The following is a 20,947-nucleotide window of genomic DNA, read 5'->3' as shown; positions in this document are numbered from 1 at the left end:
TCACTCAGCTCCGTCGCTGCAAGAAGAGGAAAAGGAGCATCGCCAGGGTCGACAGGCCGATCGCGAGGAACAGCAGGATGCTCGAGCGGACCGACGGCGGCTCCACGGGCTCGTTCGCGTGCGGACCTCTCGCTCGGATCTCGTCCGGGTCGTCCTCTTCAACTTCCTCGATGTCGAGCTCCGCGACCGTCGCCCTCCAGGTCTGCGACAGGATGATCCGAGCGTCGGCCGCGAGGTGCTCCGGGACCTTGAGGCGGATCCCTCCGGTCGCGACCTGGTACATGGACCGCGAGCCCATCCGCTCACCGTCGACGAAGGTCGGGATGCCCTCGGCTTCCAGGCGAATCCGCGCCGGCTCGATGCTCACGGTATCCGCCAGATCGGCGACGGTCACCCATCGTTGCGAGCCGTCGACCCCCTCGAGCGGAGGCCGGGGCGGTCCCAGCGCGTCGAGCTCGAGGTCGTGCTTGGGGCAGGGGACGCCCACGGGGAGCAGCCACCGTCGCTCGCAGACGGGGCAGTAACCCTGCGTTTGCAGGGCCTCGCCACAGACGCGACAACAATCGTTGGCGCCGGCCTCGGGGGCGGGAGCGGCCTTCCGGCATCGCGGACAGTAGACGGGCGGCTCCGGCGGCGTCCGACCCGATCGAGAAGTATGCGGGAACTCGGTCATGACGAAGCCGCGGCGAGAGGATGGAGGCCAGTCCCGTCGCGCCGGAAGCCGTCGCGACGGGACTTTCGTCCCTGTGTGGGACATTCTACCCGGCGGCCGGGTGCACCGGAACCGGCCGCCCGTGTAGGTCAGTGGGTCGCGACGACGAGCGACTCGATCGAGTCCACCGACTTCCGCGAGGCCGTGCCGCCGACGGCCAGGACGTCGCCGTCGATCCCGGGGAGGAGGCGGTGGGTCATCCGGGGGACCGCGAGCTGACCCGCCAGCTCCCAGCGATCGCCGGCCGGGCTGAGGCGCTGGATCGTCCCGTCCGATCCGGAGACGTAGAGCTCGCCGGAGACCGAGAAGGCGGATGGGGCAAATCCCTGGATCTTCCCCCCCGGGATATCCGGGCCGCGCGACCAGGTCCGCGTCGCGGGGTCGTAGATGTCGACCCGGCGGACGACCGAGCCCTCGTCCTCGAGGCCGCCGACGGCATAGATCTTCCCGCCCCGTTCGGCGACGGCCAGGGCTCGCCGCTGGAAGGGGGGCTTCGGGAGGGGCTGCCACCCGGCCGACGGCCTCGTGAGGTCGATCACCAGGGCGTCCTCCAGGAACTCCGAGTTGGACGCTTCGCCCCCGGGCATGTTCCAGCCGCCGATGACGTAGAGCAGGTCGCCGACGACGACGGCATCATGCGTCGATCGAGGGGCGGGGAGCGGGGTCAGCTCGGTCCAGGTCTTCGTCTCCGGATCGAAGCGGGCGAACGAGGCCGTGGAGACCAGGTCCGCCGGCTTCCCCGGCTCGTTGCGGGCGGTCATGCCGCCGACGCGGTAGAGCGCGCCGCGATGGGCCAATAGCGTCACGCCCTGGAGCGATGGCCCGGCCGGGAGCTCCTCCCAGGTCCTGCAATCCCTGAGGTTGAACCGGCGGAAGTGGGTCGAGGTCATCCCGCGGTGATACTTGTGAGTCTCGCCGGTGTGGCCGCTGTAGACGTACAGCCAGTCGCCGCAGACGGCGCCGCCGAAGCTGTTCACGGCCTCCGGCATGGTCGCGAGCTTTCGGGCCTGCGCGACCGCCGTCGGGCTGGCGCCCGGGGCCGCGGCGGTGGGCGAGGCGGTCGCCACGGTGAGCGTGGCGTAGTGGCGGATTTCGGTGTAGGGCTTGCCGTCACGGGTCCCGGACGCGGGCTCGACGTACTTGGCCAGGAGGCCAGCCTTGCCCGAGGCGACGTCCGGCAGCTCCGCCAGGCCATGGTCGTCGGACTTGCACTCGGCCGCGTCGGAGCCCACGAGCGACTTCAGCCCGACTCCCGCCTGGGGCTTGCCGTTGAAGAGCACCAGGACCGCGGGAACCTTCCCCTCGCGCGTCACCAGCCGCAGCCGCAGGCCGGTCGCGTCGGTCGCGGGGTCGGCGGCCTTCGACGGGGCGAACTGCGCGCGCGCCGTGTAGAGGAGGAGGAACGACGTGCCGTTGCGGCTCATGTACCCGAGGTCGCAGTCGCCGTCGACCCAGGCCGGCGAGGCGTCGCCGAGCCCGACGAGGAAGGTGTCCGTCTCCTTCTTCCACGAGAGCGTCCTGCCCCGCTCGGAGATCTTCGCCTTCTCGATCACCCTGAGCAGGGCGGCGTCGTCCGGCTCCGGCGTCTCGCTCAGGAAGGCCCGGACCTCCGGACGAGCGCCCTGCTGGCCGGCCTTCAGCCAGAGGAAATGGGCCTGGGCCGGCGAGGGGGCCAGCAGGGCCAGGCCGACGATCCCGGCCAGGAACGCCGCGCCTCGGGGACGCGTGGAATGGATGGGCTCCATGGCGGAGTTTGCTCCCTTTCTGGTGTTCGTCATGTTCGCGATCTCGTATTTTTGACCGGTCATGGGTTCGGTGTGCTCCGTCGCGCCTTCCGCATCGCCTTCCCCTCGGCCTCCTGGTCGGCCCTGGCCTTCGCCTCGGCGGCCTTCACGGCCGCCTCGTGGCGTGCCGGGTCCTCCTCGGACGTGGGCGACCGCTTCGCAGGCCCTCCGTCCGAGCAGCCCATCACGCCCATCATAATCGCCGCGAGCGTCGCCGTCGCCACGTCGATCCGCCGTCGCCTCGACTCCATCTCCGGACCTCCACGATGACGATCAGTAAGAGTCGGCCGAGATGACCTCGCCGCCGGCGATGCTGGACAGGCCCGTGTACGCGGCCGGGTTGATCGACGATCGGATCGACCGGACCGAGCCGTCGCCCATGGCGAACTGGACGACGCCGGGGTGCATGCCGTGGAAGTTGGGCGTGATCTGGCCCACGCCCGAAAAGGGGAGGTGGGGGGTGAACAGCCCCGTCCCCGAATAGCTGCCGCAGTCATTGGGCCCGTAGAAGGCGCCCGAGGCGTCCACGGTCCGGGCGACCAGGCCGCCCATGATCCCCTGGCCGTTGCTGGTGACCTCGCGGCCGTATCCCATGAACATCAGGTTTTCGTAAATGACGCTCGAATAGGTTTTGGTCCCGCTGGCGCCCTTGAAGCTCTGGAGCGGGGCGCAGGTCCGGGTCGAGCCCCAGCCGACGGCGTACCGCGGATTGGCCGCGTTGCCGCCCAGGGATTCGCCCATGAAGAGCGTGTTCGAGAGCCCGTCCGTGACCGAGGAGACCCGGGCGTTCGACTCGAACGCGAACGGGCCCCGCTGGCCCTGGTTGACGTAGGAGGACGACACGAACGGATCGGCACCGCCGTTGAACAGGTAGTCGGTCACCGCGGCCTGGGCCACCTGCCAGGCCTGCCCGGACTGGCCGGCGAAGGCCGGACGGCCGTCGCGGGGATTCGACGGGCAGAGGAAGGTCGAGACCTGCGACCCGAACGTCGTCGAGTTGTCCCAGGAATCCCAGCCCCAGAAGTTGCCGGGGATCGCCGAGGAGAAGTTCGTCGCGTTGTAGAGGTTCCCCTGCTCCAGGTACGGCATGATCTGGGCATAGCCCGTGAAGTTGAAGTAGACCGAGTAGGGTGCGTAATCCGACGTGCTCTGCGCGGCCGCCGGGAAGACGCTCCAGACCCCTTCATAATTGTGGAGCGCCAGCCCGAGCTGCTTGAGGTTGTTCGTGCACTGGATACGCCTCGCCGCCTCCCGGGCCGACTGCACGGCCGGGAGGAGCAGGGCGATGAGCACGGCGATGATCGCGATCACCACCAGCAGCTCGATGAGCGTGAAGCCCGCTCGCTTCAAGTGGACCATGGACGCAACTCCCTGATGTCGATGTCTATCCGGTGCCCGAGACTCGCATGAGCGGGAAGGACCGAGTCCACGTCGGTCGCGGCCGGAAACCCTGCCCGGATCCACGCGCGAGGAGGCGACATCCGGAAGCCGTGCCGGATCGTCTCGGCGGGGGATCGCGGCCATGGACCCTGGACTGACGCTCGTCGTCGGATCGGCGGCTCGGATGCGAGGACACAATGCGGAGGGACGTGGAGCTCGCCTCGACAGGACCAGTGTCGATGCGGCCGGTTTGACACTGAGATTCAGTCTCAGTGAGCAACATCATGGTGATGCCATGCCCGCAGCGTCAAGGGGCATTTCTCGCAATTTTCCCGGCTTTAATTCGCTATGAAGAAGAAACCACAGGAGTCGTCGATCATCGGCGGGGATCGCCCGGCGTGAGGCGATCGACGTCGGCCCTCGGCCGGACCTCGATGAGGTGGATCGTCCCCGGCTTGGTGGCAACGGCCAGGAGCCCGCGCTCGGGGGAATACGACAGGCCGGTCGGACGAGTCCCGCCCAGGTTCAGCGGCCCCATCATGGGGAAGCGCCCGAGCGATCGACGCTGGCCCTGGTCCAGGCTGATCTCCAGGCACGAGTCCTCGGGGCGTGTCGCGACCAGGAAGAGGGGCCGCGACAAGGACTCTCCCGCGTCGGTCGACATCGCGGTCCGGGCGACGTCGCGGCGGCTCGGATCCGGATCGTCGAACGCGACGGCCTCCGAGTCCGATCCGGCCGGCATGATCATCGAGTCCCCGTCCGGGCTCCGGGATAGGTAGGGGCCGGCCGTCGCATTCAAGGGCGTGCGGCCGACGAGTCGGGGATTCGCCGGATTGGAGAGGTCCACCGCCAGGCCGGTGTCGGAGTGGGCCAGCCGGATGAGCAGCCGGCTGCCGTTCGCCGAGAGGTGCAGTCGATCGGGATCGTCCGAGGGGTCCAGCTCCAGGCGGCCGATGGGCTTCTGACCGGTGCCCACGGTGGTCGCCGGGTCGATCCCATAGATCTCCAGGCAGGGGAGCGGCTTCTTCGCGTCCCCCTCCGCTCGGCCCGAGCTCAGGACCAGGGCGAATCGGCCGTCTGGCGTGATGGCCATGTCGTCGGGGTAGTAGCCCGCCTCGATCCTCGTCCCCACCTTCGTGCCGTCCAGGCGGAAGCACTCCAACCAGCCCGGGCCGAGGTGCTTGTCGTCCCCCGGGGGCCGCTGGAGGATCCGCACGGACTCAACCCCGGCGGCGATCGCCACCGGCCGGCCGTCCAGGTCGATGACCGCAAGCCTCTCCATCCGGAGCGATTCGTCGACCCCGTAGACGAGGGTCTTGTTATATCGAGGACACATCACGACGAGCGACTTGCCGCCTTCCGCGAGCTGGATGCGGGTCGTCCGCTGCTGGCCGGTCAGCTCGCGGGCGACCTCGCGCAGGGTCAGCGGAGTGGTCACGAGCGAGACCGACTCCGAGGCTCGCCCGGCCAGCCAGGCCCCCGCGCCGAGCGCGAGACTCGCGACCACGGCCAGTCCGGCGAGGATCCCGAGCGAGACCCGCCCCGCGGACGGGCCCTTGTCTTTTGCTTCTCCCTCTTCCCGCCCCTTCCGGAACGAGACCCGGGGTTCGGTGCCGTCGCGCAGCCGGCCCAGGTTCTTGCGATGCCGGCCGATCAGCAGGACCGCGATGGCGATCGAGAAGACGCTCATGGCCAGATGCTCCCGGCTCCATGGCTCGGACGTGCGGACAAAGTACGCGGCGACGAATCCGATCGCCCCCGCGATGGAAGAGGCCGAGACGATCCGGGTTGCCCCGAAGACCGCGAACCAGGCGACGGCCGCTGCGCCCGACGCGACCGGATCGAGCGCCAGCAAGGCGCCCAGGCTCGTGGCCACGCCCTTTCCCCCCCGGAATCCCAGGTAGGCGGGGAAGTTGTGCCCGAGGATCGCCCCCAGCCCCGTGAACACGGCGAGGTCCGGCGACGGAGCGACTCCGGCCCGGCCGATCGCCCAGGGGAGGCCCAGGGTGGGAAGCAACCCCTTCAGGAGGTCCAGGACGAAGACCAGGAGGAAGAAGCGGAACCCGAGCATCCGGCCGACGTTGGTCGCGCCGATGTTCCCCGAGCCCACGGTCCGGATATCGACCCCGCGGACCGCCTTGAAGATGAGGAAGCCGAACGGGATTCCCCCGACGGCATAGCCGACGAGCCCCCCCAGCATGTCCTGGATCCAGGGATTGTCGATCCCGATCACTGGTCACGTCCCATGGTCACGGCCGGCCGGTCGGCATTCCCCAGGAACGACGCGCGGCGGGTGTCGAAGATTTCGTTCGCCGTCGCATAGTCGTCGTGCCGGCCGATGTCCAGCCAGTAGCAGGACTGGCGGTAGCAAAGCACGGGATGCCCCACGCCTCGCATCGACTCCAGCAGGTCGGGCATCGTCAACGCCTCGCCCGGGGTGAGGAAGTCCCAGGCGATCGGGTCGAGCAGGTAGACGCCCATGCTCACCAGGAACGAATACTCGGGCTTCTCGCGGTATCCCGTCAAGACGTGGGGGTCGTCGCCGAACTCGAGGACGCCGAAGTCGATCTTCACCTCCCGCGGATACGAGGCGATGGTCGCCGCCGCGCCCCGGGAGCAATGGAACTCGTACATGGCCCCGTAATTGAGCGTCGTGAGGATGTCGCCATTGATCACCAGGACCGGATCCGACGGCCGCTTCAGCAACGTCAGGCCGCCCGCCGTGCCGAGCGGGGCGACCTCGCGACGATAGCGAATCCGCGTGCCGAACTTGCGGCCGTCGCCGCAAAAGGTCTCGATCAGTTCCGTCAGGTAGCCCGTGATGATGGTCACGTCGCCGAAGCCGTGCCGCGCGAGCTGGCGGAGCACGACCTCGATGATCGGCATCGGGTCCTCTCCCCCCAGCGGCATCAAGGGCTTGGGGAGGACGTGGGTGTAGGGCCGCAGCCGCGTCCCCTTGCCTCCCGCCAGCAGAATCGCCTTCTTGCTCATGTCTTCCCTCCTGGATCGACGCAGGGGATGGTTTGGTCCGATTCGATTCGGTCAGCTTCGCGCGGGCTTTCGTTCCCGGGAGAGGCCGGAGTGCGGCCGAGCGCCGCCGATCTCTCCGTGCGAGCCGTGGCCCGCCCGTGCGGCGGCAACCGTCTCGAAGACCCGGACAAGGGCCTCGACATGGCGGTCGAACGTCTGCACGGCGCCGAGCTTCGCCGCCGCCGCCGCCATCGAGGACCGGCGTGCCTCATCGGCCATCGCGTCGAGCGCGGCGGCGAGCTCGTCGATCGCGTCCGGCGCGGCGACGACGAAGCCCTCGCGGCCCTCCGCGATCAGCTCGCCGGCGCCGTTCTGCTTGCTCGTGATCACCGGCAGCCCGAACGCCAGGGCCTCCAGGACGACGAGCGAGCACGGGTCGTAGTACGACGGGAGCACGAAGAAGTCGCTGGCCGCGTAGCATTCGCGGATGTCCGGGTGATAGCCCAGGAAATGGACCGCGTCGCCCAGCCCGAGCGCCTTCGCCCGGCGGCGATACGCCTCCACGCGTCCCCCGCCGCTGACCAGGAGGTGGATCGGCCGGCCGCCGGCCCCGTGCCGCCTCGCCAGCGCCTTCAGGAGGGGCCGAAGCCCCTTGAGCGCGAAGTTGTGGCCGACGAACAGGCCCACCACGTCGTCAGGCTCGAGGGCGAGTCGATTTCGGAAGGCACACCGGACGGCGCCGGGATGATCCAGATGGACGCGGCCGACGTCGATCGCGTTCGGGATGACGTGGATCCGCTCGCGGGGCACTCCCTGGAATTCCTGCACATGGCGCCGGACCATCTCGCTGACGGCCACCACCTGGGCCCGGCGACGGGCCGCGTACTGCCGCCGCTCGATGGCCCGATAGAGCGTGAACTTCGGGTTGAGCCGCTTGCCCAGGATGTAGAGCCGACGCAGGACCGGGTTGCGGAATCGCTGCGCGTTGGCCCGCAAGCTCCCCGCATGGACGCCACCCTGGGGGATGATCACGTCGTGGGCGTACGTGTTGATGAAGCCGACCGTGCAGTCGTAGTCCGCCGGATTGATGGCGGCCGCCGAGTTTCGCGCGAAGCTCCAGATCCGGCCACTCCTGGTCGTCCCCTTGACGGCGACCTTGATCGGCCGGACCTCGGGCGGGAGGGCGCCGGGCTGCCAGCTCTCGGCGTAGACGTCCACGTCATGGCCCGCCCGCACCAGGCTGCGGCAGAGGTCGATGACGTAGGTCTCCGCGCCCCCCTTGGATGGGTCGATCCGCGAGAAGTTCAGTGCCAACCGCATGGTTCCGCCTCCGTGGAAGGGACCGGAACTTCCATCGTTCGCCCTCCCCATGAGATTCGCTCGCCGCCGGGTCGACTGGTCAGCCGTGCCGGCGATTGTGCTCCTCGTACCGTCGCGCCTTCATCCGGATCATCCGCGCCTGCCAGGCGGGGCGTGCCAGGCCCACCAGGCGGCGGTAGTGCTTCCAGAACCTCAGGACGTCGCGGCCGTCGATCCCGGCAACGCCTCCCGTCGAGAAGAGCAACTGGCCCAGGTCCTTCCACCGCCAGCGATCCGGCCAGAGCGAATGCACGCCCAGCCGATGCAGGTCGATGACCGCCAGGTCCACGTCGTTCTCGTCCCGCCTCAGCCGCTCCTCGTCGAGGTAGAAGTGGCAAAGATACAGGTCCTTGTGAAACGCCTTGGCCGCGTGGAGCCGGGCCGTGAGCTCGGCCATCCGGATCACGACCCGCCGCTTCAGGGCCGCGAAGGCCGCGGGCTCCATCGTCTCTTGGAGCTCCGGGATGGCCACGTTCAGCTCGCGGCTGCCGGTCAGCTCCGCGACCATCAGATAGCTCTGGAGCGACGTCCACGGGCCGATCCGTTCTCCGGTGGCGATCACCTCCGGCACGGGCACGCCGATCGCTCGGGCCCGCTCCAGGTGGGCCCACTCCGAGGCCCCGGGTGAATGGCGGCCCGACGGATGCAAGAGCGCGGCCAGCCCGCTCGTCAGGGGGAGCCGGAAGTGTCGCTTGAGGTAGACCGTCACCGGCTTCCCGGTCCCGGGGTGGAACCGGACCCGGGCCGTCGATCGCCCTTGCTTGGCGTGCAGGCGGTCCAGGCTCTCCAGGCTCATGACCGAGGCGTCCAGGTCCGCCGGCAGCGCCGAGCGGTATCGCGGGTCGATCCACGACCAGCGGACACCGCGGACCAATCGTTCCCAGAGCGAGCCGTAATTCATGGAGTCAGCCCCTCCCAGGAACCGGGCTGCTGGAACCGATAGATCCGCACGCCGACATCCTTCGAACCGCTGAAAACGGGGAACTCGATCAGCGGCGTCGCCGCGTAGGCCAGCAGGCTGGACAGGGTCCTCGCCCGCGGGGTCTGCGCGGCCAGCTCCTCCACGCCGACGACCACGTACCGCAGGTGGGAGTCGGTCAGGGCCTGGCGGACGTGCCAGTAGTCATAGCCGTTCGAGCCCGAGACGAACCGGGCCCAGCCGCGCGTGTCCAGCACGGCCTCGCCCGGCTCGGCGTGTGCCTGCAACCAGCGGCCCGCGGCCAGGTGGCCCCGGCGGGTCGGATGCCCGGGACGAACCTGGTAGACGGCCAGTACCGTCACGACCGCGGCGACGGCGGCGACGCAGGCCCCTCGCGCCAGGCCAGGCCGGAGCCTGAGCACTCGGCCGAGCCCTCGCAGGCAGACGAACGTCCCGGCCGCCGCCCAGGGGACGGAAACCGCCACGATCGGCAGCATGTGGCGTCCCGACAGGTATCCCAGCGAGGTCGCATGCCGCACGAGCACCACCAGGAAGACGGCGGCGAAGACGCCGAGCACCAGGCGTTCGGGACCCCCACGCGGCCCGGTCGTTCCGTCGTCGTCCGCTCGACGGCACAGCCCCAGGACGAACCGCTGGCGGGCCAGGCCCCAGAGGGTCATCACCGCGAATCCCCAGCAGAGCTCATCCCACCATTCCGTCAGCGCCATCGAGATGGCCTTTCGAGGGCCCCGGATGGTCGTCCGCTCGCCTTCTTCCTTGGCGGAGAAGTCGAGGTCGGCCTCCTTGAGCCCCCGGGGAAGGAGCTGCGGGACAGGCCGATGCACGATCGCCTGCGAGCCGATCGCGGCACCATACCTCAGCGCGAGCTTCTCCGAGACCTGCCCCTTCACCAGGGCATAGCTGCCGACGAGTGCCAGGGTGGAAATCGCCAGCGCGGGTAGCCCCGTGACGTGTGTCCACATTCGGGAGGGTGAGGCTCCGGCCGAGCCCCAATGCGGTTCGTCGGCAGCCTCGTCCCCCCGAGAGATCCCGCGGAGTGTCGCGACCACCCAGGCCAACGCCACGGCCATCGGGGCGACCACCACCTCGGGCCTGGCGAGGTAGCCGATTCCCCCCGCGAGGCCCGCCGCCAGGGCCGGTTGCCATGCCCTCGTCCGGATCGCGACCGCTCCGAATCGAAGGGTCGCGAGCGTGGCGAGAAGCCCCAGGCTATCGCTGAGCGTGTCGTGCCCGACCTCGGCCGGCACGGGGAGCAGCGCGAGGATCGCCGCGGCCATCAGGGCGATCCGCTCGTCGAAGAGCCTGCGCGTTAGCCCGTAAATCGGCACCAGCAGCCCGAGCGACGCGATCGCGGCGACGACCTGGGCCGAGATCCGCCAGGCGTCCGGCCCGTGGCCGATCATTCGCGAGACGACCGGCTCGGTCGCGGCGATGAGCGCCGGGTAGAGCGGATGAACGTCCGCCCCGCGAACCGCATCGGGCCACGAATCCACCTGGAACTGCCGCGCGACCCGGATGAACTTGAGCCCATCCTGGGCGGGAAGGGGGGACCGTGCGATGGCAAGGGCATGCAAGCCTGCCGCAACCAGGATGATCGCGAACAACGGTCGGCGTCCGGCCATCCTGATCCTCCTTGACCATGGGCCAGCGCAAGCGGGATTTCACCGTGCAGGCGCATTCCGTGCGCCGAGATCGGGATTATAGAGAGCATCGTTGCGGGGTCAATCGCAACCGCCCGCGTCCCTCGCCCTTCGTCGTTTCCGGCCACTCCCGGATCCGGCCCGTCCTTCCCGGGGATCGGCTCAGACGGGCCGTCGAGCACGGATGGTTGACGCAACGCGTCCCATGCCTGCCATGCCCATTGCGACGGCCGCCAGCATCAAGCCGGATGGCTCCGGGACCGCGCTCGTGGAAAATCCGTAGGAGAAGCTCTCGAGCCCGGCCGGTCCATCATCGAAGGACTGGAGGACGATCTGCGCCTCGATCCTGACGGTCGGTTGGGGGTCGTAGTCGAGTGCATCGGTGAGCTGATCGGGCAGCAGTCCGTCGACATAAGCGACGATCGAGCCGAGGAGGTTGAATCCCAGGTCGGGCGGGATGGGCTGGTAGATGTTCGCTCCCGCTTGCGCGAAGGCGTCCTTGCCGTCCTCGACCTGACCGACGACGGCGACCCGAGTCTGGTCGATGCTCAGCGTGGGATCCAAAACGACTGCATCGTAACTGAATTCGAGGTTGATGAAGGCGCCTGGCCCGCTCACGCTCAGGGCGCCCGGCTGGGGCGTGAAGAGCAGTCCGGTGGACGTCGTGGAGACCGTGATCAGGGACAGATCGAAGGGGACGTTGGTGCTGAGGAGGTCGAGGGTGAAGTTCTCGAAGCGGAGGGACCCCACATCGATCGTAGTGCTCGAACCGAGGAGATCCGAGAGCAGGATGTCCGCCCTGGCGGACCGGGTCGCGGCCGATGCGACCAGCAGGACGGCGAGGCAAGGGACGGCGTGGCGGAGTCGAGCGAGGAATCTCATTCAGGAGCCTCCGGGAGCGACTTTCGTGAGGGGATCGGTTCTCGATCAAGGTTGCGGGAGCAGGGGCCGGGAGCAGCGGAGCATGACGTTCCACGCTTCGTCTTCCGAGTCGATTCGGGCGGGGATGGACGCATCCTCCTCGACGACCAGGGTCGGATCGAGCCGAAGCTGGAACCCTCGGCCGAAGAAGCGCGCGGATCGGTCCTCGCCGCGACTCACGGCCAGGAGGATGGGTCGTCGCGGATCCTCCCAGACGCGCGTCGGCTTCATGCTGCCCGCCGGGTCGGGATCGAGCGTGTACAGGCTTCCGGAGTCGGTCAGGATCAGGTAGCCGGGGCCGCGCCTGCGGAACACGCGGAACGTGTCTTCGAGGTCGCACCGAACGCGGCAGACTTCCCGCCATCGCCCCCGATGATCCCGGAGCTTCTCGTCGAAGCGATACCGGTATTCATGAATCGCGAGCTCATGTCCCGCCGCGAGGATCAGGAGGCACGCATCCTCGGCGACGGGCAGGATATCGTAGGCCGGCGTGGCACCGTGGCCCCTCTGGGCGGGGAGCCAGGCCTCCGTCAGCGGATCGATGCGGCCGATCTCGAGCGGGCGTTCCACGACGGGCGTGACCCCGGGGGCGGTCGCCTCGGGGACGAGCCTGGACGCGAACGGGCCGTCGGAGGTTCGAGCGAGGAAATCGGGCAGGACCTCCGGCGCGATTCGAAGCAGATGAGAGAGCGGCTGCCCGGGGGCGACCTCCGGTCGGCTCACGGCCCAGGCCGAGCCCGCGCGGACCTTGAGACGAAGGGGCGACTTGCCGGGGCCGGCGGCGATCGGCAACCGATAGACGCGCGGGGCCGCCTCCAGGTGGCCCCACGCCCTCAGCAGGGTCTCGGACCCGCGCGGCGTGGACCAGTAGAGGCGGCCCCCCTCGATCTCCACCAGCCGCGGCAGCTCCCCGGCCCCGTCGGGGCCGGGGAGCGCCGGCAGCATCATCATGAGCATGGTCACGATCATCGCCGTCGTTCTCGCCGGGTATCTCTCCGCCCGCGTCCGTCGTCGTCAGATGGTGATCTTGTCTTCCTTCAGGCTGGGCTTGGTGAGGTCCACCTTCCGGAACAGGTACGCCTGGGGGTAGCGGATCACGTCGGTCTTCGACCCGTTGCCGTCCAGGTCGACGCCGAGATCCGCCTCCTTCGCACGATAGCCCGCCTGGACCTTGAAGTAGCCCGCGATCGACTTCTTCTCCATGTCCTTGAGGTCCGTGTAGGTGACGCCGTAGCTGGCATCATAGTAGGTCCCGTTGATGAGCGCGATCTGGTGGTTGTTGAAGAGCGACGCCGGATTCACGTTGTTCTGGCCGGCGATCCCGGGGTCGTCGTTGACGTCGGCGTAGTCCCACTTGTAACTCGTGTCCTTCTTCTGGAACCCGAGATTCAGGTACGGATAGGTGGCATCGCCGCTCTTGCCGGCACCCGTGAAGGTCCAGTCCTTCACGATGAAGCCGTCGTCCGTCGTCGATCTGACGAAGACGTAATTGTCCGTCTTGCTGATCCCGTTGACCTTGAGCAGGTCGATGAAGAGCAGGGTGAAGGTGCTGCACTGGCCGTCCAGGTCCCTCAGGAGCGTCTCGACGGTCGTGTTCCGGATGTTATAGCTCTGGTAGTAGTGGAGCGCCTTGCCGTCGACGCGCGACACGGATCGGCCCGTGAACGCGCTCCAGGCGCCGGCGATGAGATCCGCCTCGGCGGACTTGCTGTCCGTCTTCGTGATCGCGAGGTGGACGACCGTCTCGAAGAAATCGCCGGAGTCCTTGTCGGGTATGGGCGTCCCGGCCGACACATAGACGGTGTTGTCGCTCGAACCGGCGTCCGACCAGGTCTTGCCGTCGTCGTAGGAGATCTCCCACTTGATCGTGAAGTGGTCGAAGTACTTGGCGGAGGCGTCGAACTTGTTGGAAAGCGCGGTCGCGGCGAGCGTCAGCACGTCGCCCGCCTGGGTCGCGGCCGTGGCCGGCAGGTCCAGGTTCCCCGGCCCGTCGCCCCGGACCTTCACCTTGGTCCCCACCGAGTCGGCGGATCCCAGCTTCCACTTGCCGGCGACGCTCATGGTCCCGGCCGAGGCATAGAGCACCGGATACCGATGATCGCCCGCGTCGGCCGTCGATCCGTTCAGGTTGTTGTCGAGCCAATGATCCGCGCTGTAGTCCTTCGTCGCCCCGCTCGGCGTGGGATCCGACGTGATGGTGTTGTAGCCGGCGCCGGCGTAGGTCACCGATTGCAGGTTGATCTTGTTGAGGGCGAAGAAGAAGTCGTCGATGGTGAAGGTGTTGCCGCCGCCGACGAACTGGACGTAGGCGATCCCGCTGGCCGTGACGTCGAGCTTCTTGTTCGGCGTCCCGACTCCCGTGTAATTCGCCCCCCCCAGCGAATCGCTCCCCAGGGAGGTCCCGTTGGAGGAATAGGCCGTCATGACGATATCGCGATTCCCCGTGACATACCCGCCAACCTCCGACCACACCCCGCCCACGGCGTCGACGCGGATCGTCGCCGTGGAGTCGTAGATGACCTGCGCCCCGGAGCGGGGAGGGAAGGGCGGGTTCAGCGTGGTGGCCTGATTCAGGATCGTGGCCGTCCCGTTGAACTTCGCACCGATTGACTTGTATTGATCGGTCACGACCGCGCTGTCGGCCAGGCTATCGAAGTCGATCGTCGTGAGGCTCGCGAGCAGGGCCCGCCCCTCGAGGACCAGCAGGTCCGGGAGGAATGGGCACCTCGATCGACCGTTTCGATTCCTCCGAACCGGATGACGACGGGCGATGATCAGGGTCTTCAAGGGTGCCTCCTCCGGGAGAAGTCGAAGAAGATGCGAGCTCGGGCCGGATCCCGGCCCCGTCCGAAATCGATGGCGCTGGGGGATCGATGCACGTGACGAGCACGCGAGCCGGATTCGGTCGATCACCTCCGACGGGCGGTGCATCGGCCACGGGTTGCGACGAGGAAGCCTCCCGCGGGGCCCACGTCACTCAAGGGCGCACGACGACAGAATCACGAGAGACGAGACCCGTCCGACTCGGCTCCCGGCCGATCTCAACCGATTGCCGATGCGGGTTCTCGTTGCAGAAAACTGTGAATCAAGTCCGATCGATTCAAGACGGCGGCGAGTCGCTGCACCACCCTCTTGCGGATCTTCTGGGCCGTCGCCTTCCGTGGCGTCCGGGTCTCGCGCGATACGGTACACGTCTTCCTTTCAAGGCGGGCGGCAGGAAAATGAGGCTTCCTGGAATGCCCGGCCTCGAATCGTCTCGGTACGTCCTGCGAGCCGAAGAAGCGAGATCTCACGTTAAAGACGGGACGTGTTATTCTTGACCGTCACCTGAAATGTGAATCTAGGAACACTTCCCGTCGCCAGTCAAGTTAAAAATCTTGCGGTGAGCCTTTTTCTCGGCGGCGCTTCCTGCACGAAGACCGTTCCGAGTCGAGGAGCCCCCGCATGGCCCTCCGACGACCACCCGAATCTCGCGGGAATCGGCACGATTCCGAATGTCCCGGTGGAACGCTGCGATCCCGCGGGATCGCAGCGGCCCCGCAAGGGGCAGCGAGAGGAGCCGGTGCTCGCGAGCGTGACCACCACGACTGCTTGCATCACGAGGAGACCGAAGTCGCCACGTCTTCTCTTGAACTGAGGTCGCTTCGAACGACTTGTGATCATTTCAGATCGATGCATGATGATTTCAGGATTGGGAGTCCGAGGTCGCGGCCCTCCCCCCGGTCGCCTGTCGACGGTATCGGGGCGGCGATTCGTGGACGACCGACCCGGGCGTCGGATCCATGCCGGGCCGCGGCGGCGAGGACCGACCCTCCGGGGCTTGTTCGGAGCGGACGTGAGAGGCTCCCGCGCCACCGTGACTCATGCGTCGCGCCCGGGCCGACGGCGGTCGCTGGTGCAGGGGGGGGCGTTCGTCGAGAATGGAGGTATCATTCGACTTCCGAGACCGGACCCATGCCAGCCTGAAAGCCGTTGGTCACACCATGGACGTTTCGCCTGCCCCCTTCGCTCCCCTTGTGAGTGCATTCCTCGGATCGATCCTCCTGGCGACGGGCCCTGCGTCGGCGGAATCCGGGCCGCCCTCGATCCCGATCCCGAACGCCGGCTTCGAGGACGCCGCGCCCCTCGCGAGCGTCCCCGTCGTTTGGGAGATCGGCATTAGCTCGGGGACGAGGGCCGCGATCGTCCGCGATGGGGAGACGCGTCATTCCGGGAGATTCTCCGTCCGGATCGAGGACCGCTCTCCGACCGCACCCAACATCTACGCCTTCCTCCGCTCCCCCGCGATCCCCGTCGAGCCCGAGACGACCTACGACATCCGCCTCTTCGCGAAGGCGCGAAAGCTCGCGAACTGCTCGATCGGCGTGGACATGGAGGCCGGCGATACCTTCCGCGAGCCACTCCCAGCCGGCACGTACGACTGGCGCGAGGTCACGCTGACGGCCGCGACCCAGCCCGGCCAGCACACCCTGAGGATCCACATCCTCGCCGACGGCCCGACCGAGGCCCTCTGGATCGACGACGTCTCCATGACGATCTCCGCGCGGAGGCGTGCCGGGCTCGTCGAGCGTTCCTATCCCCGGGACTTCTCCGGCATGTACCCGCGGTCGCGGGGGAAGGTCGGCCGCCACCTCCTGGTCTGCGACACGACGAAGCTCCCCGACGAGCTGATCCGCCCGCTCGTCGCGCTCCAGGGGATCGTCAATCGCGAGGATCCGAGCCTCTACCTGATCAGCCGGACGACGGACCCCGCGCTCATCGACGAGATGTGGCTCGCGTACATGAAGGAGAAGGGCTACACCGACGAGGAGGAGCGGCTCGGCGATCCCGTCGAGATCGTCCGTCGGTTCCGCGACCGCGTCCGCGGCCTGATCGTCATCGATCCGGACCTTCCCGGGTCGATCAACGCCTCATGGATGCTGGCCGGCCTGCTCGATGCGCTCCCCGCCTCGCCCGAGACGGCCTCAGCCCTGGGCAAGGCGCTGAACCTGCCGGTCGTGATGGACCTCCGCGGCCGCTGGAAGCGCAACGTGGACGCGTACCGGTTCGTTTATGAGAACTACTGGGACCGGATGAGCCACCATGCGCTAGCCTGGCAGTTCCCGCCGAGCAGGCGGTTCGGCACCCAGGATTACCTGGTGGAGCACCGGATCTTCCAGCTCTGGGTCTCGAGCCCGGATGACCGCGAGAAGGGGGGAGACCCGGCCGCCGAGATGGACTTCGCCCACGAGATCCTGGCGGCGACGCCGGGCGCCATCCCGATGTTCGGCTGGGTCGCGGGGGACGACCCGAAGCAGGCCTACTTGACGGAATACGCGTTCGCACACCTCTGCTCGGAGTACGGCAAGTTCATCCCCGGCACCGACCTGATGTCCAACGCGAGCGTCCACGGCGCGATCCAACTGGAGGGCCAGGACGCGGTCTTCCGCCAGAAGTCCCGGGCACAGCCACCACGCACCAAGCTCGAGCCGGACAAGGTCTACGTCGCCTTCAGCATCATGGACTGCGACGGCATTGGCTGCTGGCAGGGCTTCTGGCAGCGGATCTTCGCCGACCCGCTCCGCGGGGCCGTGCCGATGGGCTGCGGCATGCAGCTCGGCACGATCGACCTGATGCCCCTGGTCCAGCGCTGGTATTACGACCGGATGACCCCGGCGGAGACCTTCTACGGCCTCGTCTACTTCAACGAGCCCCTCTTCGCCAATCGGTTCCGCAAGGAGGATCGCGAGCGGATCTGGGCTCGCTGGATTGCCTACGTGGACGAACATTGCCGGCTCCTCGACCTCGACGGCGTGGAGCTCCTCTGGAGCGGCGTCCGCCGACCGAATCTCCCCCGCGAGGGCGTCCTCCGCAGGTACACCCAGGGCGTCAAGAATCTCAACTACATCGTCGCCGAGATCGGCCGCGGCACCCGCGCCGACATCCCGACCGATGAATGCACCTACAAGCTCGACGACACGGTCGTTTTCCACACGGTGAACAGCATCCACACCTGGGCCGCCAACGAGGATTTCCGGACCTGGACGATGGACGGCGAGAACGCCTACATCCTCGACGAGCTGCGTCGGTTTCCCCCTTCCCGCCGCCCGGCCTTCCTGAACGTGGTGGGCCTCTGCTGGCGATACAACCCGACCTGGATCATGGACCTGAAGCGCAAGCTGCCGCCGGACTACGTGCTCGTCAGCCCGGGCGAGCTGGCGAGGCTCTATCGGGAGTCAACCAGCATCAGGGCGGCAGGGTCACAACGGGCTCGCCATGAACATCGTGAAGCCTCACAGGTACTCGATTCGATCGGCCAGCTCTTCGGGCTCGTAGATTTCCCAGACGAGAACCAGTGACGAGATTATCTCACCGAGACTTCGAGTGTCTTTCTCGCAATACGCGATACCCGGGTGATGTGTGCCGGTTGCGTGGATCTTCAAGAAATCCCGGTCCTGAGTGAAGATGACACGACCTTGCGATAGTGCGAACGCGACCTGATCATCATCGACGGCGCCGAGCAAGCCTGCTTCTGGTGTCGTCGACACCTCGACGCCATGCCGACGAAGGCCCGCGGCGATGGCCTTGGTACAGTTCTCATCCAGGTGGAAGCGTATCGTCCTGGGCATTGGCCGTCCGTGCCTTGAGAGCATCCTTGAGCTTGGAGGGCTGCTTCTCTCGTTGCTCCTCGTACCACGCACGATCGGAGGCGATCTCGGCGTTGATCGCCTCGCGATGGTCGTGATAGAACGCGAGTGCCGCGTAGATCGATGCCAGGGTGAGGTGCGGAAACTCGGAGACGATCTCTTCGGGACTCTTGCTCTCTCGCTCGTGCATGATGACCACGTGCTTGACCTGGATGCGGCTCCCCGCGATTCGGGGTTTGCCGCCGCAGATGTCAGGCGTCGAGACGATGTGCTCTCGGATGACGGGCAGTGTGCCCGTCAAGGGAGGGACCTCGTGAAAATGACCGAGAGACGGCTCCATGGGGGGCTATCCTATCGCGAATGGCGCATCTCGGCGCGGCTGAGCAAAGGAAACACGCATCTCGCCTTCTGACTGGATCATTCTACCGGCTACGCCGACAGGGACGCCACGGGCCTGATGTCCGCACGGACCGTTGCGACCTTTCCCTGCCGTTCGGTCCAGAGGTCCCCAAGGCTCTTTTCGAACGAAATTTCGGGACTCCAACCGACGTCTTCCCCGATGCGGCGGATATTCGCCCGGGAGTCGGCCGGGCCGCGGCGGGTCATTCGGGCGGGGTCGCTGGTGATCCTGATGGCCCGGCCGCTCAGATGGACGAGGTGCTCGAGGCCCTCGGTGACGGTCCGGGACTGGCCCGTGCCGACGTGATAGACGTTGCCGGGCTTGCCGCGGACGGCCAGCGCGACCATCGCCCGCGCGACGTCGCGGACGTCCACGAAGTCGCGGCGGGACTGGAGCTCGCCCACGGGGAGAATCAGCGGATCGCCGGGGTCGGCGGCCAGCCGCGTGGCGAATTCGCCGAACGCCTGGGACTCCGGCATGCCGGGGCCGATCGGGTTGAAGACGCGGGCACAGCAGACCTCCAGCGGCGCGGGTTCCGCCAGGGCCGCGACCGCCGCCATGTGCTTGCTCCGGCCGTAGGCGCCAATCGGGTCGCAGGGGTAGCCCTCGGCGACCGGCAGGTCCGCCTCGGGGACCGGTCCGAGCTCGGCCGCCGAACCCGCGAGGACGAAGCGCACGGGCTTCCTGAGCGTCCCCAGGGCCTTCAGGAGGTGGATCGTCCCCCAGAAGTTGGCCCGGTAGATCTCCTCGTCCGGCGCCGGCGGCGTGCGGCCGGCGGTGTGGATCACGAAATCGGGCGAGGCGGCCCGGATCGCCTCGCGGACCTGGTCCGGCCTGGTTAAGTCCGCGACCAGGGACCGCGCCGGGTAGATCGCCGGCAGGGGCTGCCGACCGATCGTGAGGACGACGTCCTCGGCGTGGCCGCTCGCGGCCAGCGTCCGCTCGAGCTCCTTGACCACGTGGCGGCCCAGGAAGCCCGTCGCACCGGTGATCAGCCACGTCGCCATCGCTTCAGGCTCCAATCCTCAGGAGGACTTCCCTAATGAGAAACGTAGCTCGATTCGGGGAGCGTGCAGGGCCGACTTCGCGAGCCCTCGCCGGATGACTTCTCCCGTTCCCGATCGAGCAACCCGCACGCGGCGCGAAACACGGACTCCACGTCGATCTCGCGCATGCAGCGGTGGTGGCCCTCGGCGCAGACCGGGCGCTGGCAGGGGCCGCAAGGGACCGGGCGGATCATGTGGACGGCCCGCGGGTGGTAGGTCCGGGTCCAGGCGACGTGGGTGGGGCCGAAGAGGCTCACCACGGGCGTGCCGAAGGCCGCGGCGAAGTGTCGCGGGCCGGAATCCGTCGTCACCAGCAACGCGGCGCGGCGGACGCACGCCTTGGAGAGGCCCAGGCTGGGCGGCAGGTCGGCCAGGCTGACGACGTCGGGATGATCGGCCAGGCGGACGATCGCACGGGCCGAATCCCGCTCGGCCGGCCCGCAGAGGACCAGGACGGAGACGCCTCGCTCCTCAATGAGCCGCCGGGCCAATCCGGCGAAGGACTCCGCGGGCCAGTTCTTCGCCGGTCCGAAGGCGCCCCCCGTGTTCAGGCACACGACCGGCCGATCCGTCGTCAGTCCGAGTGCGGCCCAGGCCCGATCGGCTTCGGCCTCGTCCTCGCTGGTCGTCGCGAGCTCGAGCCGCACCGAGGTTCCCCGGCCGCCGAGCACGTCCGCGAGCATGAGGTAGTATTCGACGATGGGGGTCGGCAGATAGCGGCCTGCCCCATCCCGAGGCGGCTGTAGCCGGTCGGTCAGGAGCAGGCCGCGGCCGTAGCGGACATAGCCGATCCGCCGGGGGATCCCCGCACGCCAGGCGGTCCAGGCCGAGCGGAACGAGTTCGGCAGCAGGACCGCGACGTCATGCCGGCCGCTTCGGAGCCGGCCGAGGACGGCCCGCGATCGTTCCTCGACCCGGTTGGATTTGTGATGGGCCCGGATCACCTCGTCGAACCAGGGATTGCCGTCGAGGACGGGCGCGACCTGGGGCCGGATGACGGCCGTGAGGCGGGCCGCGGGGAAGTGCTCCCGCAAGGCGCGGATCGTCGGCGTGGCCATCACGGTGTCGCCGATCAGGTTCGGGCAGAAGACCACGATCTTCATCGGCGAGGCATGCCTTCCGGCCATTCCGTCGGCCTCCGGCGACACGCGGCGTCCGCTGGTCCCGCC

At 68.0% G+C, this 20,947-nt stretch carries 17 protein-coding genes; 1 reads left to right on the top strand and 16 read right to left on the bottom strand.

Annotation, left to right across the window (positions count from 1 at the left end; genetic code table 11):
* Window positions 1-4: 4 nt before the first annotated feature.
* From G6O54_RS21930 to G6O54_RS21875, 12 genes are all read right to left on the bottom strand, one after another.
* On the bottom strand, window positions 5-673 hold the full coding sequence (locus tag G6O54_RS21930; protein WP_165228038.1) for a putative signal transducing protein: 669 nt from the start codon (window positions 671-673) through the stop codon (window positions 5-7).
* Window positions 674-801: 128 nt separating this feature from the next.
* Window positions 802-2,490: a kelch repeat domain-containing protein gene (locus G6O54_RS21925; RefSeq protein ID WP_165228036.1), complete on the bottom strand. Its 1,689-nt coding sequence runs from the start codon at window positions 2,488-2,490 to the stop codon at window positions 802-804.
* Window positions 2,491-2,516: 26 nt separating this feature from the next.
* Window positions 2,517-2,747, bottom strand: a complete 231-nt coding sequence (locus tag G6O54_RS21920) for a hypothetical protein (protein WP_165228034.1) — start codon at window positions 2,745-2,747, stop codon at window positions 2,517-2,519.
* A 22-nt stretch (window positions 2,748-2,769) separates the two neighbouring features.
* Window positions 2,770-3,855 carry a DUF1559 domain-containing protein gene (locus G6O54_RS21915; protein WP_165228032.1) on the bottom strand — a complete coding sequence of 362 codons (1,086 nt, stop codon included), beginning with the start codon at window positions 3,853-3,855 and terminating at the stop codon, window positions 2,770-2,772.
* Between the two features lie 397 nt (window positions 3,856-4,252).
* Window positions 4,253-6,109: a glycerol-3-phosphate 1-O-acyltransferase PlsY gene (gene plsY, locus G6O54_RS21910; protein WP_250847023.1), complete on the bottom strand. Its 1,857-nt coding sequence runs from the start codon at window positions 6,107-6,109 to the stop codon at window positions 4,253-4,255.
* A complete protein-coding gene (locus tag G6O54_RS21905) occupies window positions 6,106-6,867 on the bottom strand; it encodes a sugar phosphate nucleotidyltransferase (protein WP_165228030.1) in 762 nt (253 codons plus the stop codon). The genes plsY and G6O54_RS21905 overlap by 4 nt, the downstream gene beginning before the upstream one ends.
* A 51-nt stretch (window positions 6,868-6,918) precedes the next feature.
* The gene (locus G6O54_RS21900; RefSeq protein WP_165228028.1) at window positions 6,919-8,166 is read right to left on the bottom strand and encodes a glycosyltransferase family 4 protein; all 1,248 of its coding nucleotides are present in this window, start codon (window positions 8,164-8,166) and stop codon (window positions 6,919-6,921) included.
* Window positions 8,167-8,245: 79 nt separating this feature from the next.
* Window positions 8,246-9,106 carry a lipopolysaccharide kinase InaA family protein gene (locus tag G6O54_RS21895; RefSeq protein ID WP_165228026.1) on the bottom strand — a complete coding sequence of 287 codons (861 nt, stop codon included), beginning with the start codon at window positions 9,104-9,106 and terminating at the stop codon, window positions 8,246-8,248.
* The gene (locus G6O54_RS21890) at window positions 9,103-10,767 is read right to left on the bottom strand and encodes a glycosyltransferase family 39 protein (protein WP_165228024.1); all 1,665 of its coding nucleotides are present in this window, start codon (window positions 10,765-10,767) and stop codon (window positions 9,103-9,105) included. Before G6O54_RS21890 ends, G6O54_RS21895 begins: the two co-directional genes overlap by 4 nt.
* A 180-nt stretch (window positions 10,768-10,947) precedes the next feature.
* Window positions 10,948-11,667 carry a hypothetical protein gene (locus G6O54_RS21885; protein WP_165228022.1) on the bottom strand — a complete coding sequence of 240 codons (720 nt, stop codon included), beginning with the start codon at window positions 11,665-11,667 and terminating at the stop codon, window positions 10,948-10,950.
* Between the two features lie 45 nt (window positions 11,668-11,712).
* Window positions 11,713-12,675 (bottom strand): hypothetical protein, encoded by a 963-nt coding sequence (locus G6O54_RS21880; RefSeq protein ID WP_165228020.1) that lies wholly within the window; start codon window positions 12,673-12,675, stop codon window positions 11,713-11,715.
* 45 nt (window positions 12,676-12,720) lie between these two features.
* On the bottom strand, window positions 12,721-14,493 hold the full coding sequence (locus G6O54_RS21875) for a hypothetical protein (protein ID WP_165228008.1): 1,773 nt from the start codon (window positions 14,491-14,493) through the stop codon (window positions 12,721-12,723).
* Between the two features lie 1,196 nt (window positions 14,494-15,689).
* On the opposite strand from G6O54_RS21875, the gene G6O54_RS21870 reads away from it, so the two are divergent.
* Window positions 15,690-18,044 (top strand): GxGYxYP domain-containing protein, encoded by a 2,355-nt coding sequence (locus G6O54_RS21870; RefSeq protein WP_165228006.1) that lies wholly within the window; start codon window positions 15,690-15,692, stop codon window positions 18,042-18,044.
* Here the strand turns inward: G6O54_RS21870 and G6O54_RS38905 are convergent.
* The 4 genes from G6O54_RS38905 to waaF all read right to left on the bottom strand — a co-directional run bounded on the left by G6O54_RS38905 (window position 17,979) and on the right by waaF (window position 20,905).
* Window positions 17,979-18,314 carry a DUF5615 family PIN-like protein gene (locus G6O54_RS38905; RefSeq protein WP_165228004.1) on the bottom strand — a complete coding sequence of 112 codons (336 nt, stop codon included), beginning with the start codon at window positions 18,312-18,314 and terminating at the stop codon, window positions 17,979-17,981. The genes G6O54_RS21870 and G6O54_RS38905 overlap by 66 nt on opposite strands.
* Window positions 18,283-18,633 carry a DUF433 domain-containing protein gene (locus G6O54_RS21860; protein ID WP_205678980.1) on the bottom strand — a complete coding sequence of 117 codons (351 nt, stop codon included), beginning with the start codon at window positions 18,631-18,633 and terminating at the stop codon, window positions 18,283-18,285. Before G6O54_RS21860 ends, G6O54_RS38905 begins: the two co-directional genes overlap by 32 nt.
* A gap of 128 nt (window positions 18,634-18,761) precedes the next feature.
* The gene (locus G6O54_RS21855) at window positions 18,762-19,739 is read right to left on the bottom strand and encodes an NAD-dependent epimerase/dehydratase family protein (RefSeq protein ID WP_165228000.1); all 978 of its coding nucleotides are present in this window, start codon (window positions 19,737-19,739) and stop codon (window positions 18,762-18,764) included.
* A gap of 32 nt (window positions 19,740-19,771) precedes the next feature.
* The gene (gene waaF / locus G6O54_RS21850) at window positions 19,772-20,905 is read right to left on the bottom strand and encodes a lipopolysaccharide heptosyltransferase II (protein WP_250847022.1); all 1,134 of its coding nucleotides are present in this window, start codon (window positions 20,903-20,905) and stop codon (window positions 19,772-19,774) included.
* Window positions 20,906-20,947: the final 42 nt, after the last annotated feature.

It is taken from the genome of Aquisphaera insulae (assembly GCF_011064615.1).
GTDB classification, from domain to species: domain Bacteria; phylum Planctomycetota; class Planctomycetia; order Isosphaerales; family Isosphaeraceae; genus Aquisphaera; species Aquisphaera insulae.
Note: the sequence above shows the minus strand (reverse complement) of the source record. Positions and strands in the feature narration are given on the sequence as shown.